Below are 21131 nucleotides of genomic sequence, written 5' to 3'. Positions count from 1 at the left end.
GTTTTTCATCGATATAAATCCGGAAATAAATTATTTAAGTCAACTTTTTTAGTTGGGACCATCGCTGCAACAATGAGCGCCAGATTGTGATTCATCACTATTTATGTGTGACTCATCACAAGTCTTTTGTGTGCAGTGATTTTTTCACGTTAACGTTTTGCTTCACAAAAAAAATCGTGAAGCAAAATTCGCTCACAAAAAAATTGAAAAATGAGATAAAAGCATGCTTCTGATGAATATTAGGTAATAGACCAAAAACTAAGGAACTAATAAATTTTAACTACAAAGAGGAAAAAATCATGGAAATAACACGGCAATGCCGGCTTTCTTTAAACAGTAGACCGGTGTATCAATCCGTTCTCTTATTATTGCTTACATTTATCTTTAATTTAAATCTCGGAGCTGAGATGTTGGTGTCTGTCCCGACACCGACACTAATACCTGAAAATCCCACGATTTCTGTTGGACGCCAATTACAGCTACAAGTTTCAGGGCTTGCGAAAGGAGATCGTGTTACTTGGGCATCGAGTAATACCAGTATTGTCGACTTTGAAAAAGTGGAGGCGGATGATCCCGCAACTGTTCACATTCTTGGTAGAAGTCCTGGAGTCGCGACAATTCAAGCAACGATCATCCCTTATCAAGGGAAAAGCTTCATACTAAGCAACACTGTTACTGTGTCGATGCCGATCATAAAAATAAACCCGGCGGAGTTGAGGCTATGGTATAAGAAAAGAAATTCTCTAGATGTTGTGACAATTGATACCGATATCGAGTTTCCCCCTATACTGCCCTCGGCTGTTTGGTCTTCCAGTAACCCTGATATCGTAATGGTTCAACAAGATGGTACGGTAAGTGGCGAGAGTGTGGGGAAAGCTGTAATTACAGCATTAATTCAATTTCCGTCTGGTCAGACTATTTCAGCATCTTCCAATGTAGAAGTTATCATTCCTTCATTAAAGATTGACACCAGTACTAATCTAATTTTTATTAGTGGTGTTAAGCAATTAGGAGCTTACCTTTATGATCCGAAGGAAATTCCTGTTGTTAATAAAGTTTCCGTTAGGCCATCTTCGTGGTTGAGTCAATTCCCATCTAATCTGCAAATTTCCAGCGAAGGTAAGATAAGAGGCTTGCATCCTGGTAGTAGCTTAATCACTGCTAGTTTCCAATACTTTAATGAGGTGCTCATGCTTGAAGACAGCCAGCTATTCAGTACACGCGAATTGCCTGCGCTCGATATGAGTCCTAAAGAGTCATTGTTAACTTTTAACAGTACGCAAGCATTTACAGTCGATGTGTTTGGTGGTGATGACTTTGAATGGGAAATGGAGTGGTTTAGTGCCGATCCGGAAATAGCAAGCATTGATGCGAAAAGTACTGATTCAGAAAAAAGTTCAGCTATTGCTACCGCTCTTTATTCAGGCAGAACGACAATCACAGCCCGTATGCTAAGCCCTGAATTTATTGACCAGTTTCCTGATAAAGAAATACTGATAGAAGAGACTGCCACATTAACATCCTATGATCCTGAAAATACCTATATTGAGATCAGACCGCCTAGCATTAATTTGGAAAATATTGGTGATACTGCCCAATTAGTTGCATTCACGCATGGCTATAAAGGTGAAGTCGAATGGGTTTCAACTAATCCGGAAGCCGTTACTGTTGACGAGTATGGAATAGTAACTCTTCAACCGGGCGCAAATGGTGATGGGATTGATTCAGCCACTATCATGGCGAGTTTTAAAAATCCGGATGTGATCCATGTGCCGGGAAATTCGCTTGCGCTTGGAACGCACACAAATCCTGAAGCTATTCGTATTGATGGCGACTACCTTCCTCCGGGAGAGGCAAGAGTTGAGTATATTGACACCGAGACAGATGCATCAATCGAAATGGACTTTTACTATAGCGTACTCGACGACTATCCGGATATTGGTGCTGGCAAGGTATTGATCACGCCGAAAGGGTCGATGGTGCTCAACCGCTATGAAGTATCCGAGCCCGGCGTCGCTTACACTTTTTACGGTCGCCTGCCGAAAATGACTGAGATTTACGAGGATCTTGATCTTTCACCTGCGCCGGAAGAAATCACTACCCGGCTAAAATTTTACGAAGAAAAGTCCCACCGTTCGATTTTTAATATGGAATTTAATTCGTCGTCGGCAACTGCAACTAATCAAGGAAAAAGTGCCGGTTGCGATTTGAGGCTGGACTTTGAAATTGGTAAAAACGCTGAGTTCCGATTTAAAGTTAAAAACGGAGTGCTTGCAGCAGCACATCTTTACACAGGGATAAGCGCAGTAGCCAAAAATGAGCCATATCAATCCTCAACTTCCGTTGAATGTAGCATTGATATTATTAAGCCGACAGCAATTATCGGCTGGCCGATTCCACAAGTCTTTATTACTGTGGTGGAGACCTTCTACATTAAAGCCGCAGCCGGTATCGAAGTAAGTGTTAATACGTTAGAAGTTCCCACGCCGGAGTTTACCACTTCTGCCGGTGGTTCTGGCGAAATGAACTATGATGGTGAAACTGGCTTCCTCGATTTTTTTGCATCAAATGATCCTGCTACATTCGATCCACGGTTGAATTTTTTAGATGTTCTGCCGAATACTGCTGCGGAAATAGATCGTTATATCGGACTTAAAGCGGGATTGAAAACATTTGTTCTTTGGGGGGTACATTCTGTTGTCCCGTTGACTACAAGAGTGATCTTAGGACCCGAGTGGGCAGACGCTGCACTGGTTGGTATTACTATCCCGGAGTTTGAGCCAAAGCTGGGCTACAAGAAAAAATGGTTTACTGATTCTGTTTTACCGGTAACCCATCCTTACTATCAAGGTCCTGAAGGGGAACTATATGGAAAGGTGACTTTCACCGCAGTGAAAAATATTGAGACCGGAAAAATTCTTAAATGGTTTATCGCTTTGTTAGGAGGACAAGCTGAAATACGCAACATCACAGAACCAAAAGATTTATTTGAACTCGGTATAAAGCTTCCAGAGATGTATAACCTGACTGCCACAGAGTCAAAGATTTATTTTGATGGGGACGGCTCTCAATATCCGAAGCAAACAACCTTTAACTGGGAACTGACGCCTTACTGGAATATGGAACTTCCACTTAATGCAGGTATTCCATTAAACAAAATAGAAGTTTGGCGACGAAAAGTTGGCAGTGGAAACGATAATTTCGAACTAGTGGAGGAGGTGATGTCGCGTGATTCCTGGACTTTTGTTCCTGAGTCGACTGAGCAAGGCGAGTGGGTTTATCGCTTTCTGATTTACCGAAACCCCTGGCTAGTTGGAGCACTCGAGAGTTATGTTAAGCCTTGGGCTTCTGCCGAGGTAAAAGTAGAAGTTCTTTCGGTTCCTGTACTCGCTTTGAGTGCAACACCTGCTGTGATAAGCGCATTACCTAACACAACGACTGAACTTCAAGTTTATGTAGTCAATACCGGCACTGGCGATCTCACTTTTGGATTGAATAATGGCGGCTATAGTTTTATTGAAGTGCCAGATGACCAGTTTGAATTACCCGGTACATTGGCGACCCTTATTCCTGTTAGCGTCACCTGTCCAAACCAAACCACTACACTGGAGGGGCGTATTGAGTCAATTGACCAGGCCAACCGTCACTCCAGTGCATCGATAACACTGCATTGTGAAATTGTTTCTGTTTATCCGCGCAGTGCGAATAAAACTGGCAAGGTTGGTTCAATCTCCAATCCTAATTTTCCTGATTGGGTTGATGAAACATTTCATCTAAAAAATACGACAGAGACGTCGGTTGACGTTACTACGACCTCGGATCTGACCCTTTCAGGAAGTCATACACTAACACTTCAACCTGGTGAACATGCCGTTTTTGAGGCAGGAAAACGCTGTTGGCAACCGGGGAAAACAACGCATACGATTACGGTGACGGCAGGAGGATTTGATTCCGTTGTTCCATTTACGATTAACTGCGTACCTCCTGGTGACTCTGACGGCGATCCCCATTTGGTCAATTTCTCAAATACCAAATTTGATTTTCAGGCGGCAGGAGAGTTTGTGCTATCAAAAGCCGGTGACGGACCGACAGACTTTCAAGTACAAGTGCGTCAGGTTCCCTGGGAAAATCGAAACGTTACCGTTAACTCAGCAGTAGCGATGAATGTCCACGGTCAGAGAGTGGGCTTATATACGCCAGAAGAAATCCCGAATGGTGGCGCCGAGCTAATGGTCGACGGAATTCCGGTTTTGCTTGAGGTTGGTGAGGAGTTTGTTTTGGCAAACGGCAGTGGACCCGGAAAAATTAGTCGATTAAATGACAATCAATACCTGGTTGTCTGGGAAAAAGATCAAGACGCCGAAGATCCGACAGCTGCATCGGTACTGGTAAAAATATACCGGCGTGCGCCTCAGCAACTAAGTAATATGGATATTGGTGTAACGCCTTATGAAGCAGATGCCGAGTTGTTAACCGGGGTTTTGGGGAACTGGAATAATCTAGCAAATGATGATTTCAAATTAAGAAATGGCGATCAAATTGAGCCACCACTGTCATTTGAACAACTCTATGATTGTAGCAGTCAGGACTGTTTTGCCTATGGCAACAACGGGTGGATAATCCAGTCTTCGAATGAGTCTCTGTTCGATTATAAAGAAGGTATGGGGCCTTTCAGTTATGCTCCTGCTGAAGGAACAATTTTCCCTGCGACTCAAGTTACACTGGATGATTTGGATCCTGAGCAGAGAGATTGGGCCGAAAGTGTTTGTCGGACTGCGGGAGTAGTTGATCCGGATCTTCTGCAAGCTTGTATTATTGATGTGGCGTTAACTGGCATAGAAGATTTTGCACAGTCCGCTGCAAACCAGGAAATTTCCCCGGCTGCTGATAACAGTTCGTGTAAAACTTTGAAGGCAAGCGGCGCGAATTCGAATGGAAACTATTTTATCGACCCTGATGGAGATGGCAACTCAATTGAAGTTTATTGTGATATGACGACTGGAGAAGGCGGCTGGACTTTCCTTCACTTCGCCAATGGAATTCCATCCACCTATATGACCGATAATGATTCGTGCAAAGCCGTGGGCTTGCAGATTTTTGCACCACGCAGCAAGCAGGACTACGAGCTCGGAAAAAGTTATGTGCGAAGTATCGGACAGGCAAATAAGATGGGACCACTTGGTGTTTATAATACGGTTAACAGTACACAAAACAACCGTGCTGTCGCTGCTGAGAATTTACCGATGAATACCTATTCACCGAATAATGCTTCAGAAATTGAGAATGGCTGGGTATCAACGGCTGGTGCTAACTGGTGGATGTCGGATGCTTCAGATGTCGATGAGCCAAACGGAGACTATACCGCTAATAGCTGGCTTGGAAGCTTTGCTTTTGATCCAAATGGTTATCTCACTTGGTATAACGATGAAGATAATGGGTACTACACCTATAGCAGTTATTTGTGTATGCATGAGGATAATCTGACATTGAGTCATTAACGAGTAACGTGTTAAACCTTTGATTAGGTTAGTTCGATAAATAAGCAAGTATGAGTTGAGTAATTAGCTCGTACTTGCTTTTAAAATGATCTTTTAACAGAATCGGACCTACACATTTTGGTCTTTCTTTTTATTTATAAAGAGAGATTTTATTGGGGAAATTAATTTAAGTCAGCCTGTGTGGTAGTTTATTTCTGAGCTCTCTTAGCTAAGCTTTAAACTCTGTTCTCTTTACTCTCCGTTCTATTTCTTTACATGTTTTCGTAACCTTGTTATTTTATTCCTCCAAATTATCTGAATTCTTTTATCTTGTTTTGAGAATGTCGCTGGTTTTAAGGGGAATAACGATACTAGTATAATGTGAGGATAGCTTGCGCTTAACTTAGCCGATCTTTGTAGATCTATTTATTCCGCGAGATGCGATTTAGAACTTTTTGATGAAGATTTTCAAACAACTGAAACAGAATAATAAAGTCGGCATTTATCTTAAAGCCGACATTCACTCTAGTCTCATTTCATCCACCAAAAAACTACAATACTTTCTCAATTCGGTCCGCACTTTTCGGTAGATGATTTTCAACTTCCTCTAACTCTTTGTTTTTGATGAAGAAAAAACATATCCGAAAATTGTTCTCCGTATTATGTGGAAATTTGGGCCGTAGTTTTCTTGTCAAGAAAAGATTAAATGCTTAATTAAGTCATTGAAATTAATAAGATATATGGCATTATCAAATAAATGAATAAATTTCATAATCGGACCCTATGGTCCGTTTATTTCAATGTTAACTGTATAAATATGACACTACCGGAAGGCTGGACAGATGACATGTCTGTCGAAATTATCGAAGGAAAGACCGAAGAACAACTTACATTTGCTTTGATGGACTCACTTCGTAAATCAGAATCATACGAATCAATGATCAGAATGTGCGTATCAGATTATGGTTTGGCTGAGGATGATGCAGATTTAGCAATTGATCGAGTTCAAGGCGGAATCGTTAGAGCGCTTACTGGCCTAATTGATAATCGTCCTGACGCAACAAAAGATCCTTTAGCACATTGTTCATTTAATGAAGTTTGGAAGACGCTACCCAAAAAGCACTGGTGGTCTTCGAAACGAGAAAGTAAGGGAGTTTGGTCTGATTGGTATACTCAGAATTCAAACAACAGTTAACAAGAAATTGCAAAATATTCAGGTTAAACTACAACCTGAATTTTTGAATTGAGCGTTAAGTTTCTTATACAAGGATGGGTATGCTTCAAGTAAAAATTCCTCAAAATTTATCCCTCAGAAATGCATTGAATTTCTGTAATCGATTATGGGATTTAGAGTACTCTGATGAATATGCGTTTGATTTTGCTAATCTTGGCCGAGTTGAGCCCTTTACAATGGCCTATGTGGCTAATGAATTAAAAAGATTTAGGAAATCCAAACCTAAAAGTAAGTTTACGGCCTTAAATCATCAAAATAAATCATATGCTGCACATATGGGGTTCTTCAGAGCATTCGGGCTTAAGTTTGGGAATGAGCCGGGAGAGGCTCCGGGTAGTAGTACTTATCTACCCCTTACAATATTAAATGTCGCAGATTTACAGCAAGAAGCTGCAGACTCATACGACCATGTAGGCAACATAATTGAAGCGAAGTCGGAGAAAATTGCAAAAATATTAACCCGTCAAAATAGTGGTGATTTGATCGACACTCTTACGTTCTCTATTAGAGAAATACTTAGGAACGTTGTTGAACATTCGGAATCTGAAATCATTGAATATTGTGCTCAGTATTGGCCGACTAAAAATTTAGTTGAACTTGCTATTTTGGATACAGGCAATGGAATTATGCATGGGCTATCTACCAACCCATTCCTAAATATAAGTCATGAGAGAGATGCTTTATACCTAGCTATGCTGCCCGGAGTATCAGGAAAAATGTATAAGGGGGTTAAAAAACGAAAGCATGATGAGTGGCAAAATTCTGGGTTCGGCCTTTATATGACCAGTCGAATTTGTCGCAATGGTGGAGATTTTTTTATCGCAAGTAACGATAAAAGTATATTTTTAGATCGCACGTCAAAAAATGATCTAGAGTGCAAATATAAGGGAACTGCTTTGAGGCTTAGGATAGATACAAGTAAAATTTATTCGTATAGCGAAATGCTCGCCCAATATCGAAAAGAAGGCTATGAAGCAGCTAAGAAGTTTTCAGGTAAAGATGCAATTGAACCATCTATAGCTTCCACTATGCTAGCTCGGGACTTCCAAGAAACTTAACAAGGTCATTAAGTCGGATTTCGTAACAGTTGGCTCGGTTCCGCTTCGCTACACATTTTAGCCAACTGTTACTCACCGCTTATGTCGGCGTCATGTCGCCTTATGGCCGAGTTGAGACCAAAATATTGGGTAAAATTAGGTAGTTTTTTATTAGGAACTATCTTAACGCGGAAATTCACCAAGCTTAAAAGAACTTGAGACATTTTCTTAGAATCGTGATTTGTTGAAGATACTAATAAGTTTAATACTAAGTGGCCCATGAACATTTACAACTAATTTACAATACATTTGAGTTCTTCTAAATTAGAATAGTTGTACAGCGAAATAACTGAAAGAGAAAAAGGGGTCATGTCTATTTTATAAAGTATAAGTGCCTTTAAGGAGTTTGAACCGGTTAGTAAGGGGTCGTGTCTATTTTATAAAGTATCCGTGCTTTTAAGGATTTTGAACTGGTTATTGAACGGAATCGGACCTACATAGCTGATCAGAAGAAAGAGCCCAAGCCTATTGTATACAAATCTAAATTTCATAAGACATCGGATTTGATGCAGGCCGAACTATCCTAACCTCTAGGATGTTCGCAGTTCCCACCAGAAACCGGGTTATCACCACACAGATAAGCCCGCCTTACAATTCTAAATTTCTCAATGGCTTATGGGAAATTACAGGTAGTTGATGTAGGATACTGTCTTAAAGTGAGCTTTCTATAATGGCTCTATGTCTCGGTGAGAAATTCAATTTCTAATGTCTATTAATAGATGACATCACCATACAATGTAGTCGACGCGAGTAGTGCGCGTCTCAATCTGACGTTATAAAAATAAGGAATAGTAATCAACAATGAGAAGTATTTTAACCTTTTTAATATTAATCAATATAACCTCTGTTAGCTGGGCTTTTGGAGAAGAAATACAAACTACAATCAATTCAGAATCATTAGGGGAGTCAAGAAAGGTTTTGGTAAGGCTCCCCAGTGAGTACTCTAAAGATACCAAAAAATCATTCCCTGTATTGATCACGCTTAATGACGAAGACAATTTTAAGTGGGCCAGTAACATAGTTGAAATTCAGGCATCAAGGTTTGGTATCGAGGACATGATAGTTGTCGGACTTCCTCATAGCGGAAATTATAGTAAAGACAACTATCCATTTAAGAAAAAAGGGAGTGCAGAACTAAACCCCCAGGCACAGAAGTATTCGAAATTTATCAGAGAAGAAGCGCTTCCTTATATTGAAAAAAATTACAGAACTAACGGAGGCAGGTTTATTATTGGCCATTCATTATCAGGACTGTTTGTGACCAATCTGTTTATGCAATATCCCGATATGTTTTCTACTTATGTGATTTTGAGTCCATCCGTTCAACATGCACCACAACTTCCAGTTTTATTAACAGATTTTTTCAAAGAGAATCCAAAATTGAATGGTAGCGTGTATATTTCATTGGGTGATATGGAGCATCAGCAAATACAGTCTGAATATAAAGAGCTTAAAAAAGTATTTGTTGAGCACGCGCCCAGTAACTTGCTGTGGTCAGTTAACTATATGGATAATACGGATCACCTACTTGCCGCGTTCAAAGGAACTTATGACTCGTTAGCCTGGATTTATAGCGATTGGTACATCCATGATACTGAAATGCAAAAATATAGCGTTGATGATTACGTAAGTCACTATAACGCACTCTCCAAAAGGCTAAAGTACAAGATTCGACCAAGGGAACGCTATTTAGTGAGCTTTAGTGGATTTGCCAGGAAGCGGTTGAATGATACAAAAGCCGCTGTAGAATCTTTAAAAGCCGCGATTTATTATTATCCGGAGTCTCAAGTTTCAAAAGATAAACTGGAAGTGTTAAACAAATAATTCGTGTAGCAAGCCAGGTCGACGGGACAATTTTAATCAGGCTCCCGTCGCTTTGCTCTTAATTTCGACCCGCTTAAAAGTTTACCCGCTTAACAGTTGACCCGCTTAACCGTTGCCCCGCTTAACCGTTGCCCCAGCCTGGGGCATTTATCCTGTTATGAGCCGAATTACCAATCAAACAATCATTTCACCCGCCGAGCCTTAAACATCCTGCCTTTTATTTTATCGTTATTCAACAGCTCGAGCGCCAGCGCGGCCTTGCTTGAATTAACTGCAACGTAGCTTAAGCGTTCAAAACGATCGATCTTACCGATATCACTGCCGGCGATCTGTTTCGACGCTGTCAGCGCGCCTAAAATATCACCGGCGCGAAGTTTGTCTTTACGTCCACCGTTGATCTCCAGCGTGACTTTATCGGGTTTTACCTTGTAGTCCTTATTCGTTTTGATATCACTCGCCTGCTTAAACGACAGACTTTGCTGGCATTCGTTTTCAATCGCGATCACCTTGGGCATTTCGGAAGCTTGAAACAAACTGTAGGCGTGGCCCTTGGCGCCGGCGCGACCGGTGCGGCCAATTCGATGAACGTGTACTTCGGCATCATGCGACAACTCAAAATTAATCACCATGGGCAAGTCTTTGATATCCAGTCCGCGCGCGGCGACATCGGTGGCGATCAGGATATTACAACTTTGATTACTGAACTGGGAAAAGACCCGGTCCCGATCTTTCTGGTCGAGGTCTCCGTGCAGCGCCTTGGCGGCGATGCCGCGGGCGTTGAGTTCCCGCGCCACCTCGTTACACAGCTGTTTGCGGTTGCAGAAAATAATGCAGGATTCGGGCTGTGCCTGACCCAGGAGCTTAAACAAAGCGTCGATACGCGCCTCGGGCTCAACTTCGAAAAAGACCTGTTCAATATCGCTGTCTTCATGGCGACTTTCCACCCGCACATCAATCGGCTGCTTTTGTACCGAGGCGCTGATACGCTTAATTTCATCGGGGTAGGTGGCCGAAAACAGCAGCGTTTGCCGCTGCCTGGGCACGCGTTCAATAATGGTTTTGATATCGTCGATAAAACCCATATCGAGCATGCGGTCGGCTTCATCGAGCACCAGAGTCTTTAACTGATTAAGGCGTAAACTGCCTTTGGCCAGGTGCTTTAACAATCGTCCCGGTGTGCCCACAACGATATGCGGCGGACAATCTAAGGAAGCCAGTTGTCCACCCATGGGTTTACCACCGCAGAGCGGAGTGATCTTGGTGTTGGGGATGGCGCGAGCCAGACGACGTAACTCGTTACACACCTGGTCCGAGAGTTCCCGGGTGGGGCAAATTATCAGCGCCTGGGTGGTGAACTCGGTGACATCAAGCTGGTGCAACAGGCCAATGCCAAACGCAGCGGTCTTACCGCTACCGGTCTTGGCCTGGGCAATCAGGTCTTTCCCTTTGAGTATCTCCGGCAAACTATGCTGCTGGATCGGCGTCATTGCGCTGTAATCGAGAGTCTTTAAATTGGCGAGCATCGCTTTTGACAGCGGCAGGGTCGAGAATAAAGCTGGGGTCACTAATAATAATCCTAAATAACTGAAAAAAGTTCAGGCTGGTTGAACGAGCCGATAAGTCAAACATCGGTCCTGGAGGCAAATCCGGACGAGGGTGATTAAATTGTGAGCGATTATACGCGGTTTGCCTGATAAAGATAGCAATAGGGCATGTAAAAGTAGATACGTAAAAGTAGATACGTAAAAGTAGATACGTATAAGTCGACAGGTATAAGTCGATAGGTATAAGCGTTGAGTATCGAGCAACGAGCAACGAGCAACGAGCAACGAGCAACGAGTATCGAGATAAACGCGTACGCTATTTTCTCCTTTCTCCTTTCTCCTTTCTCCTTTTCTCCTTACCTCTGCCTCAGCTGGAAAAATCCCGGCACACTTCTATACTCTAAACACCATCCTCCTCGCATAAGGAAATCTCAATGACTAAATTTACACTCAACGGCAAAACCGTCACCTATAAAGGTGATGCGAATAAGACGCTACTCTGGTTTGTCCGTGAAGACGAAGGTTTAACGGGGAGTAAGTTTGGTTGTGGGGTGGCCATGTGCGGAGCCTGTACCATGCATCTCAATGGCAATCCTGTGCGCGCTTGTTCGACCCCCATGTCGGCGGTAAACGGTGCTACCGTGACCACTATCGAAGGAATCAGCTCCAAAGTCGCCAATGCCGTTCAATCGGCCTGGGAAACGCTGGATGTGGTGCAATGCGGTTATTGTCAGTCGGGACAAATCATGTCGGCAGTCGCCTTACTGAAAAATAATCCGTCGCCTTCGGACGCTGATATAGACTCTGCGATGAACGGAAATTTATGTCGATGTGCGACCTACCATCGCATTCGCGCGGCTATTCATAACGCTGCATCTCAACTGGCTAAGGAGGCTTAGTCATGAACCTGTTTCGTTTTATACCACAACCATTGAAGGTGAGCCGTCGTCAATTTATCAGGGTATCTTCTCTTGCCGGTGCCGGGTTTGCCATTGGCGGGATCAGCTTGCCCTTAAGTGTGAGTGGCAAGGCCGCTGAAGATGCCCCGGAAAAAGCCGTCGAACAGGCCGGTTATGGTCACTTTATAAAAATCACCCCCGACAATAAAGTGACTGTCGTTATTAAACATCTGGATAAAGGGCAGGGGGTTACCACCGGGTTAACGGCAATTGTCGCCGAAGAACTGGATGCCAGCTGGGAGCAGATGCATTGGGAGTTCGCGCCTGCCGATGCGACCAAATACAACAATTTATTCTGGGGACCGGTGCAAGGGACCGGCGGTTCTTCTTCGATTGCCAATTCCTGGATGCAACTGCGTCAGGCCGGTGCCGCTGCCAGGCAGTTGTTGATTCAGGCGGCAGCGAAAAAATGGAAGGTGTCGGCTGCTGACATTTCAGTTTCTCAAGGCCGGGTGAAACATACTTCCGGTAAATCGTTTTCTTTTGGTGAGCTCGCCAACCTGGCGGCACAGGAAATACCTCCGCAGAATCCGGTATTAAAAAATCCGGCTCAATTTACGCTTATTGGTACACCTCACATTCCCCGTATCGACAGTAAAGAAAAGTCACGCGGCAAAGCGCAGTACACCATCGATGTAAAACTGCCCGGAATGCTGCGCGCGGTGATCCTTCATCCACCCAGATTTGGTGCAACAATAAAAAGCGTTGATAAAACAGCGGCGATGAAAATAAAAGGCGTCAGGCAAGTGGTAGAAACGCCGCGCGGCGTTGGAGTGATTGCCGACTCCTACTGGACAGCACTGCAAGCGCGCAATGTCCTGAAAGTCGATTGGGACGAATCTCTGGTGGAAAAAAGGAGCTCGTCGGATCTGTGGCGAGAATATAAAGATTTAGCCAAAAAAGAAGGTGGTGTTGTTCGTAACGATGGTGATGTGAACGCCGCTTTTAACAATGCGGACAAAACGATTGAGCTGGCATTTGAATTTCCTTACCTGGCGCATGCCACCATGGAGCCATTAAATTGTACGGTCCAAATCAAAGGTGATCATTGCGAAATATGGACAGGATCGCAAATACAAACGCTGGATCAGGGCACCCTGGCACAGATTACCGGTTTACCTTTGAGCAACATCAAAGTGAATACCCAGTTTGCCGGTGGCAGCTTTGGTCGCAGAGCGGTGCCGGATTCGGATTTTGTGCTGGATGCCGCTTTGATCGCCAAAGCATCGGGACTGAATGTTCCAATTGCCATGCAATGGGCTCGTGAAGACGACATGCGCGGCGGACGTTATCGGCCAATGGCTTATCACACATTTAAAGCCGCTATCGATAAAAAAGGCAATTTGTCCGCCTGGCATCAACGGGTAGTGTCGCAATCTCTTCTTCGTGGAACACCCTTCGAAGGGATGATTCAGGGGCCGGTGGATCCCACCATTACCGAAGGCGGACACACGCTGCCCTATCATATTGAAAACTTGAAAGTGGATGCGCACGAAGCGAAGGTCGGTATTCCCATTTTATGGTGGCGTTCGGTCGGTCATACTCATAATGCTTTTGCCACCGAAGTGTTCTTCGACGAAGTTGCAAGATCTTTAGAACAGGACCCGGTTGAATTTCGACTGAAACTGTTAAAAGATCATCCTCGCCACGCCGGTGTATTAAAACTGGCGGCGGAAAAAGCCGGCTGGGGTAAAAAACTGCCAGCCAATAAATCCCGGGGTGTAGCGGTGCATGAATCGTTTAACTCTTTTGTGGCACAGGTAGCTGAAGTAACGGTGAATAAAAACGGCAGTTTTAAAGTGGATAAAATTGTTTGCGCCGTGGATTGCGGTATCGCTGTTACGCCCGATGTGATTAAAGCGCAAATGGAGGGCGGAATTGGTTTTGGATTAGGCGCGGTATTGGGAGAGCAGATTACAATTGCCGACGGAAAAGTGGAGCAGTCTAACTTTTTTGATTACTTCCCCATGCGTATGGAAAATATGCCGGAGATTGAAGTGCATATTGTAAAATCAGCCGAAGCGCCAACCGGCGTCGGAGAGCCGGGCACACCTCCGGCGGGACCTGCGGTCGCCAATGCTTTACGTCATTTCAGCAAAAAGCCGATTACGGTATTACCTATAGGTAACAAAATAGATTTAGCTTAGTTATTAATGTGTTATCACTACAGCAAGAAACCTGTTTGCAGGTTTCTTGCTCACTACAAACATAATAGCGCTTGCCAAATTTTTTACCGCTAGTAACATTTTGAGTTAATTAATAACGTGCAGATTAAGTTTCGTTTTAGCAAGGTAGCCTCGATTAACAATCGAGGTTCCTCTCAATGTTTCAACGTTCGCTAATTGCTGAATGAATCACTCAATTCAATAATGTTTTCATTCTTTTTGATGGATCAATAACCCCACCAAAAACCTCGATTACGCGAAACGCTAATCGAGGCTACTCAAACCATTGATTCAATTAAATATCATCGATAAACTGCTGAAATGGTGGCTTATCCAAAATTGGTGTCAGAGTTAATTAATTCGTTCCTCCAAAAACGATGTTAGATTTTAAACAAGAAATCTGATATCGAAGAACTAAATATGTAACATAACAGGCGCTGAAAAAGACGCCGAAAACAAAATTAGTACTACTTCAGCACTTTTTAACGAGACGCTACCTTCCCAAGTCAGTAACCATAATTGTTAAAAAAGTACTTGCCCCTCACGTTACGTCATAGTTGATACTCGGGCTTCTTTTGATATGCAGCATTAACAGAAAGGTAAACGCTTTGAGCGATGATAGAGTTTATACCGTAAGTGAGCTAAGTAAGTTCGCTGGAGTTAGTATCCGAACATTACATTATTATGACCAGATAGGGTTGCTTAAGACTGTTCGTCGTAAAGATAATGGATTTCGGGAGTATCACAACCGACACGTTATGATATTGCAACAGATCCTCCTATATAGAGAACTTGATTTTAGTATTGAGACGATACGGGAAATATTAGCGTGTGATGATTACGATTTACTCAAAGCCTTTGATGATCAGAAATTAATGCTGCGTGAGAGAATTGATAAAGCACAATTAATGATCAACAGCATCGAGGAAACTATGAGTAATTTTCGAGGAAAATTAAATCGAGAGATCATGTTCGACGATATTCCTAAGGAAAAAATAGAGCGCTGGGATCAAATTCGACAAGATCAGGGCCAAAAGACGGTGTCGGAAACAATGCTTCAAAATTCAGAAAAATTAAGTGAAACTGAGGCTGAATATTTAAGTGAGGAGAGCCAGCGTTGGTGCAATGAATATTCCAAATTATTAGATTTACCAATTGAATCAGAGGAAGTACAGGAATGCGTGCTTCAGCATTACAAGATTGCTAATAGAGCTTTATATACTACTCATGAAGGATTCGAAGGTATTGGCTACCATGGTTATACAATGTTCGCTTCTCAGATTTTAGATGACAAAGTTACGTATGAGTTGCACGAACACTATGGACAAGGTTTAGCAGAGCATTTAAATAAGGCAATGTTATTTTTTGCAGAGAATACGCTGAAAGATAATCTGGCCGAATTAAGAAAGCTTGGTTTAGATGACAAACCGAAACATTGAAACCTGAGTAGTAATTACAACTGATGTTTAAGGAGAAGAAAACGCCCACCGCTTACTTGGAAAGAGAAGCGAAGGGCTTTACTGTAATTTATTCTAATTTGCTGTCGTTGAAGAGGTTGTTGCCACAACCGCACCAGCAGCGGCTGCTGCTTGCTGAGCCTGCACGCCAGCTGTCACTGATGCAGCCTGATTTGGTGTCGCTATAATACAGGCGCCATACCCAAGCCCGGGCAATTTATTTTCCCAAAGCTTTTCGCCGTTATCAGGATTTAAGCAAAACAGGTGACCACCAGCAGTTGCATATAGCTTGTCATCTTCAAGCACAATATTGGTCAGTTGACTGGATTTTAGCTTGGTTCGCCATAACTCAACACCATCTGCCTGTTGCAAGCAGACTACATGACCACTCATTCCAATATAAATCTTATCCATTAGCTTTACCTCTTTGATATCTTACCCTTTAACGGCTTAGTTGCAGCTTTATTCCAAGTTAGACAGGGTCCAAAATTGAATAGGTCGGTAGAATTCCAACCTAGCTTTTTTCGGACTGGTCTTCATGAATAGACTTCACATCGATCAGGGTACCGTTTTTCTCCATTTCAGCTTTTCTTTCTTCTTCCAGCCGTTTCATCAGCTCTTTACGTTTATCGCAGGGTTCTTCGCAGTCGCAGACTTTTTCCAGGCCCAGATCCGAAATGCCGCCGCAGCTGCCTTTGATTTTTTTACGTTGAAAGATATAGCCGACCGCCATAATGAGAACGACGATTAGCATAAGGGTGAATGTAATAAGAAAAACTTCCATAACGGGCTCTATAAATTAACTGCAAAAAATAACTATTTATCTACTAATTTTACCGTAGATTGACGCGATCGGTTAACGATTAATTGTGTCACATCGGGGCGGGAGTAGTGACCCGCTGGATCAAAGTTTTGCCTTTCTTGTAAAACCTTGTCAAAACTCAGCTCGGCGATAAAGATATCTTCACTTTCGGTTTGCGGCGGTAATACCCAGCTGCCGTCGGGGGCGGCGATACAGGAGCCACCGTTGGCAAGCCAGCCCTTATCTGATTGCAGAATTTCAGGGATGTCTATATCTGCATGCTTAGCGTCCTGTGGGCGCATAATCGCGCTGACAGAAAGGACAAAGGAGCGACCCTCTTTGGCGATAACCGGAGTAATATCGGCGGTATTTCGCTCACTTCCCGGCCAAACGGCAACATGCAGGTTTTCACCCTGACCGTATAGCGAAGCACGGGCAAGCGGCATCCAGTTTTCCCAACAGTTCAAACCGCCAAGAGTAAAAGGTTCCAGTGAGTGGGTTACCAGGCCATGACCGTCGCCGATAGACCAGCTGAGTCTTTCTTCATAAGTAGGCATCAGCTTGCGGTGTACTGACTGGATTTCGCCGCTTTGGTCGATATAAATCAGTGAGCAATACAGACTGTGTCCACCGCGATCAGAAGCTCGCTCAATTACACCCAGATAAACGGCAATGTTACCTGCTTTTGCACAGTCGCAAACGCACTGCAGATCGCCTCGCTCGATATTTACCGCTTGCTTGATATATTCTGCCTGAATGGCTTTTTGACGCGCATCGTTAAAAGCGGCACCGCCGGTCAGCTCCAGCCAAAAAGGGTAACCGGGTACAAGCGCTTCACCAAAGACGACTAATCCGGCACCCTGGTTACTTGCTTTCTCAATGCTTTGACAAACCTTGACCAGAGTTTCTGCCCGTTTAAACCACACCGGAGCAATTTGCGCCAGCGCTACTGTCAGTGAAGTTTGGCTCATCGTCAAAATCTCCTTGCACGCTAGTCTTTCAGGTAGGGCTCAAATGCTGAGGAATATTTTTCCTCAAACTGTTCACCATTCTTTACCAGTATAAACACAGGCAGTTGATGCTTTTCGGCATATTCTAAAGAAGCCTTTGGACCCATGACCATCATCGCAGTGGCTATCGCGTCGGCCATCATATTTTGTTTATGTAGTACAGTAACTGAAGCAAGGTTGTGCTCAATTGGATAACCGGTCGTCGGATCGATGGTATGCGAGTAACGCTTACCGTCTTTTTCAAAATAATTACGATAGTCTCCGGAAGTTGCCACGCTGATATCTTTTAACGACAACAGTCTTTGAATGGAGCGGTCTGCGGTCGATGCCGACTCAATGGCCACCGTCCAGGCTTTGCCTTTCGGATTAACGCCTTTTACGACAATTTCACCACCAATTTCTACCAGAAAGTTCTTATGTCCACTCTCCGCGACGATACGTGCGATCTCGTCAACGCCATAACCTTTGGCTATTGCTGACAGATTGATGGAAAGTTGCTCGTCACCTTTTTTAATGCAGCCATTTTCAATCGCTATTTTTGAAAAGCCGATCTTTGCCAATAAAGCGGTTATTTCTTGCTGGCTCGGGATCGCATTGTTGGTCTCTTTTTTATCAAAGCCCCACAGTTCAATAAGAGGCGCTAAAGTGACATCAAACTTTCCCTGTGTTGACTCGGAAATGTCGACTGCCGCTTGAATGACTGTCAGTGTATCTTTCGAGAGAGGGAGGCAATCGAGTGATTGATTGTGATTAAACAGACTCAATTCTGAGTCATCTATATAGGTTGACATCAATTGATTAATTTCTTTGAGTCGTTCATCAATTCGCTTTTGCAATGCTTCTGCATCACCACGGTCTTCGGCTTTAACGTTGTAAGTCGTCCCCATGGTATAGCCTTGCAAGTGGATATACTCTGGCGCTTGTTCGCAGGCAGAAAGAAAAAAGATAAAAGTAAGGACGGTTAGAATTCTTGATGTCATAAATATTCGCCGTAATAAAAGTTCTTATCGCTATTTTAATCAATTAAATGAGTACAAACAAAAAAGGGACAGATTAACTGTCCCTTTTCTTCAAATTCCTGATTAACCACCAAAGTCATCAAGGAAAATGTTGTCTCTTTCTACGCCGAGGTCTTCAAGCATTTTGATTACCGCTGCGTTCATCATTGGTGGTCCACACATGTAGTACTCACAATCTTCAGGTGCTTCATGATCTTTTAAATAGTTTTCATAAAGAACATTGTGAATAAATCCAGTGTAACCTTCCCAGTTGTCTTCAGGCATTGGGTCGGAAAGTGCGACGTGCCACTCGAAGTTTTCGTTTTCAGCTGCGATGCCGTCAAAATCTTCAACGTAGAACATTTCTCGCTTACTACGTGCTCCGTACCAGAAAGATACTTTACGGTCAGTATTCAGGCGTTTGAACTGGTCAAAGATATGAGAGCGCATCGGCGCCATACCTGCACCACCACCGATAAAGACCATTTCATTCTTGGTTTCTTTAGCGAAGAATTCACCGTAAGGACCAGAAATAGTTACCTTGTCGCCTGGCTTAAGGTTAAAGATGTAAGAAGACATCTTACCGGCCGGCAGGCTCATGTTACGAGGTGGTGGCGAAGCAATCCGCACGTTCAGCATGATGATACCTTTCTCTTCCGGGTAGTTCGCCATAGAGTAGGCTCGCATCACAGGCTCATTCACTTCAGAAACTACATCCCACAATTTAAAGTGATCCCAGTCTGGATGATATTCAGGATCGATATCAAACTCGCTGTACTTCAATTTGTAAGGAGGACATTCAATTTGAATGTAACCACCTGCACGGAAAGGAACACTTTCGCCTTCAGGTAGTTTCAACTTAAGTTCTTTAATGAAAGTTGCTTTGTTGTCATTGGAGACAACTTCACATTCCCATTTTTGAACGCCGAAGACTTCTTCAGGCAGTTCGATATCCATATCCTGCTTAACGTTTACCTGACAAGATAAACGATAACCTTCACGCGCTTCACGCTTGTTGATATGGCTTTCTTCTGTCGGCAGTAAAGAACCCCCGCCAGATTTTACTTTACATATACACTGACCGCAGGTACCGCCGCCGCCGCAAGCAGAAGGAACGAAGATCCCTTTGTTTGCCAGTGCGCCGAGTAGCTTGCCGCCAGCTTCGGTGGTGACGGATTTGTCGTCATCACCATTAATACTGATTCTTACGTCGCCACTGCTTACCAGGCTCTTTTTAGCCGCCAGTATGATTAACACCAGTGCCAAAATCACCAGTGTAAACATGGAAACGCCAACAATTATTTCTTGCATAGTCTTAATTTCCTTCTGTTAAAGCTGGACGCCGGAGAATGACATGAAAGCTAAAGCCATCAGGCCAACCGTGATAAAAGTAATGCCCAGACCGCGCAGACCATGTGGCACATCACTGTATTTCATTTTTTCGCGAATACCGGCAAGCGCCACGATAGCCAGGGCCCAGCCGAAACCGCTCCCCACGCCATAGACAACAGATTCAGCAAAGTCGTATTCACGTTGAATCATGAACAGGCTGCCACCCAGGATTGCACAGTTAACCGTGATGAGTGGCAAGAAAATACCCAGCGCTTGATAAAGTGCAGGTACAAACTTGTCCAGGAACATTTCCAGAATCTGAACAATCGCAGCGATAACGCCAATGTAAACGATCAAACCGAGGAAGCTTAAATCAACTTCCGGTAAGCCGGCCCAGCTAAGTGCGCCTTCCTGTAGCAAATAAGTATATAGAAGGTTGTTCACCGGTACGGTTATCATTTGTACGACAACAACCGCTACGCCCAGGCCAATTGCGGTTTGAACCTTCTTTGAAACCGCCAGGAAAGTACACATTCCAAGGAATGCGGACAATGCCATATTGTCTACAAAGACAGAGCGAATAAATAAACTAATATAATGTTCCATTAGTTAGACTCCTCAACTTGCTCTGGCTTCCAGGTACGAAGTGCCCAGATAATCAAACCAATCACGAAAAATGCGCTTGGCGGGAGTAGCAACAAACCATTAGTCTGATACCAGCCACCGTCTTTGATTGGGTGCAAAATGGTGTAGCCGAGAATACTGCCTGAACCAAATAGTTCACGAACAGTTCCGACGACGATTAATATCGCTGAGTAGCCAAGGCCATTACCGATACCGTCGAAGAAACTTGGAATTGGGCTGTTCTTCATCGCGTAAGCTTCTGCTCGACCCATAACGATACAGTTGGTAATAATCAGACCGACAAATACCGATAACTGCTTTGCGGTTTCAAAAGCGTAAGCTTTTAAAATCTGGTCAACAATAATTACCAGTGAGGCAATTACAGTCATTTGAGCAATGATACGGATACTTGAAGGAATTTGTGCACGAATCAAACTGATCAACAGGTTTGAAAATGCAGTAACTAATGTCAAAGCGAGACTCATAACCAACGCAGTTTCCAGCTTACTGGTAACCGCCAGCGCTGAACAAACTCCAAGAACCTGTAAGGCAATCGGGTTATTATCAGAGATTGGTTTGGTAATGACGCTTTTGATTTCTTTCATGTC

15 protein-coding genes are annotated in these 21131 nt (G+C 43.5%); 7 read left to right on the top strand and 8 right to left on the bottom strand.

Features of this window, described 5'->3' with window-relative positions:
• Positions 1–407 precede the first annotated feature (407 nt).
• The 4 genes from IYN84_RS08625 (at position 408) to IYN84_RS08610 (ending at position 9632) form a co-directional block, all read left to right on the top strand.
• Complete coding sequence (locus tag IYN84_RS08625) at positions 408–5498, top strand: Ig-like domain-containing protein (RefSeq protein ID WP_196138804.1); 5091 nt, start codon at positions 408–410, stop codon at positions 5496–5498.
• Positions 5499–6294: 796 nt separating this feature from the next.
• On the top strand, positions 6295–6672 hold the full coding sequence (locus IYN84_RS08620) for a hypothetical protein (protein ID WP_196138803.1): 378 nt from the start codon (positions 6295–6297) through the stop codon (positions 6670–6672).
• An 80-nt stretch (positions 6673–6752) separates the two neighbouring features.
• A complete protein-coding gene (locus IYN84_RS08615; protein WP_210330357.1) occupies positions 6753–7769 on the top strand; it encodes a hypothetical protein in 1017 nt (338 codons plus the stop codon).
• A gap of 840 nt (positions 7770–8609) precedes the next feature.
• On the top strand, positions 8610–9632 hold the full coding sequence (locus IYN84_RS08610) for an alpha/beta hydrolase (protein WP_196138801.1): 1023 nt from the start codon (positions 8610–8612) through the stop codon (positions 9630–9632).
• A 182-nt stretch (positions 9633–9814) separates the two neighbouring features.
• Here the strand turns inward: IYN84_RS08610 and dbpA are convergent, their stop codons facing one another.
• Positions 9815–11197, bottom strand: coding sequence for an ATP-dependent RNA helicase DbpA (gene dbpA / locus IYN84_RS08605; RefSeq protein ID WP_371734834.1), 1383 nt, complete (start codon positions 11195–11197; stop codon positions 9815–9817).
• A gap of 413 nt (positions 11198–11610) precedes the next feature.
• Here dbpA and IYN84_RS08600 point away from each other — a divergent pair, with 413 nt between their 5' ends.
• From IYN84_RS08600 to IYN84_RS08590, 3 genes are all read left to right on the top strand, one after another.
• A complete protein-coding gene (locus tag IYN84_RS08600) occupies positions 11611–12075 on the top strand; it encodes a (2Fe-2S)-binding protein (protein WP_196138800.1) in 465 nt (154 codons plus the stop codon).
• A gap of 2 nt (positions 12076–12077) precedes the next feature.
• A complete protein-coding gene (locus IYN84_RS08595) occupies positions 12078–14282 on the top strand; it encodes a xanthine dehydrogenase family protein molybdopterin-binding subunit (protein ID WP_196138799.1) in 2205 nt (734 codons plus the stop codon).
• Between the two features lie 626 nt (positions 14283–14908).
• On the top strand, positions 14909–15739 hold the full coding sequence (locus IYN84_RS08590) for a MerR family transcriptional regulator (RefSeq protein WP_196138798.1): 831 nt from the start codon (positions 14909–14911) through the stop codon (positions 15737–15739).
• Positions 15740–15832: 93 nt separating this feature from the next.
• Here IYN84_RS08590 and IYN84_RS08585 read toward each other — a convergent pair whose 3' ends face one another.
• From IYN84_RS08585 to IYN84_RS08555, 7 genes are all read right to left on the bottom strand, one after another.
• Positions 15833–16171 (bottom strand): PQQ-binding-like beta-propeller repeat protein, encoded by a 339-nt coding sequence (locus tag IYN84_RS08585; protein WP_196138797.1) that lies wholly within the window; start codon positions 16169–16171, stop codon positions 15833–15835.
• 100 nt (positions 16172–16271) lie between these two features.
• Complete coding sequence (gene nqrM / locus IYN84_RS08580; protein ID WP_196138796.1) at positions 16272–16541, bottom strand: (Na+)-NQR maturation NqrM; 270 nt, start codon at positions 16539–16541, stop codon at positions 16272–16274.
• A gap of 32 nt (positions 16542–16573) precedes the next feature.
• Positions 16574–17530 (bottom strand): carbon-nitrogen hydrolase family protein, encoded by a 957-nt coding sequence (locus IYN84_RS08575; RefSeq protein WP_196138795.1) that lies wholly within the window; start codon positions 17528–17530, stop codon positions 16574–16576.
• Positions 17531–17550: 20 nt separating this feature from the next.
• Positions 17551–18549: an FAD:protein FMN transferase gene (locus tag IYN84_RS08570; RefSeq protein ID WP_196138794.1), complete on the bottom strand. Its 999-nt coding sequence runs from the start codon at positions 18547–18549 to the stop codon at positions 17551–17553.
• Positions 18550–18651: 102 nt separating this feature from the next.
• Positions 18652–19878, bottom strand: a complete 1227-nt coding sequence (gene nqrF, locus IYN84_RS08565) for an NADH:ubiquinone reductase (Na(+)-transporting) subunit F (protein WP_196138793.1) — start codon at positions 19876–19878, stop codon at positions 18652–18654.
• Between the two features lie 18 nt (positions 19879–19896).
• A complete protein-coding gene (gene nqrE, locus IYN84_RS08560; protein WP_196138792.1) occupies positions 19897–20505 on the bottom strand; it encodes an NADH:ubiquinone reductase (Na(+)-transporting) subunit E in 609 nt (202 codons plus the stop codon).
• Entirely contained in the window at positions 20505–21128 is a 624-nt protein-coding gene (locus IYN84_RS08555) for an NADH:ubiquinone reductase (Na(+)-transporting) subunit D (protein ID WP_196139178.1), read from the bottom strand. The genes nqrE and IYN84_RS08555 overlap by 1 nt, the downstream gene beginning before the upstream one ends.
• Between the last annotated feature and the right edge of the window lie 3 nt (positions 21129–21131).

Source organism: Aliikangiella sp. G2MR2-5, from assembly GCF_015687155.1.
Classification (GTDB): Bacteria; Pseudomonadota; Gammaproteobacteria; order Enterobacterales; family Kangiellaceae; genus Aliikangiella.
This window is presented reverse-complemented; position numbering and strand designations above follow the sequence as displayed.

Bases quoted from the DNA above. Each gene is read 5' to 3' on its own strand.
- IYN84_RS08625 (WP_196138804.1), top strand. From the start codon at position 408: ATGTTGGTGTCTGTCCCGACACCGACACTAATACCTGAAAATCCCACG.
- IYN84_RS08620 (WP_196138803.1), top strand. From the start codon at position 6,295: ATGACACTACCGGAAGGCTGGACAGATGACATGTCTGTCGAAATTATC.
- IYN84_RS08615 (WP_210330357.1), top strand. From the start codon at position 6,753: ATGCTTCAAGTAAAAATTCCTCAAAATTTATCCCTCAGAAATGCATTG.
- IYN84_RS08610 (WP_196138801.1), top strand. From the start codon at position 8,610: ATGAGAAGTATTTTAACCTTTTTAATATTAATCAATATAACCTCTGTT.
- IYN84_RS08600 (WP_196138800.1), top strand. From the start codon at position 11,611: ATGACTAAATTTACACTCAACGGCAAAACCGTCACCTATAAAGGTGAT.
- IYN84_RS08595 (WP_196138799.1), top strand. From the start codon at position 12,078: ATGAACCTGTTTCGTTTTATACCACAACCATTGAAGGTGAGCCGTCGT.
- IYN84_RS08585 (WP_196138797.1), bottom strand. From the start codon at position 16,171: ATGGATAAGATTTATATTGGAATGAGTGGTCATGTAGTCTGCTTGCAA.
- nqrM (WP_196138796.1), bottom strand. From the start codon at position 16,541: ATGGAAGTTTTTCTTATTACATTCACCCTTATGCTAATCGTCGTTCTC.
- IYN84_RS08575 (WP_196138795.1), bottom strand. From the start codon at position 17,530: ATGAGCCAAACTTCACTGACAGTAGCGCTGGCGCAAATTGCTCCGGTG.
- IYN84_RS08570 (WP_196138794.1), bottom strand. From the start codon at position 18,549: ATGACATCAAGAATTCTAACCGTCCTTACTTTTATCTTTTTTCTTTCT.
- nqrF (WP_196138793.1), bottom strand. From the start codon at position 19,878: ATGCAAGAAATAATTGTTGGCGTTTCCATGTTTACACTGGTGATTTTG.
- nqrE (WP_196138792.1), bottom strand. From the start codon at position 20,505: ATGGAACATTATATTAGTTTATTTATTCGCTCTGTCTTTGTAGACAAT.
- IYN84_RS08555 (WP_196139178.1), bottom strand. From the start codon at position 21,128: ATGAAAGAAATCAAAAGCGTCATTACCAAACCAATCTCTGATAATAAC.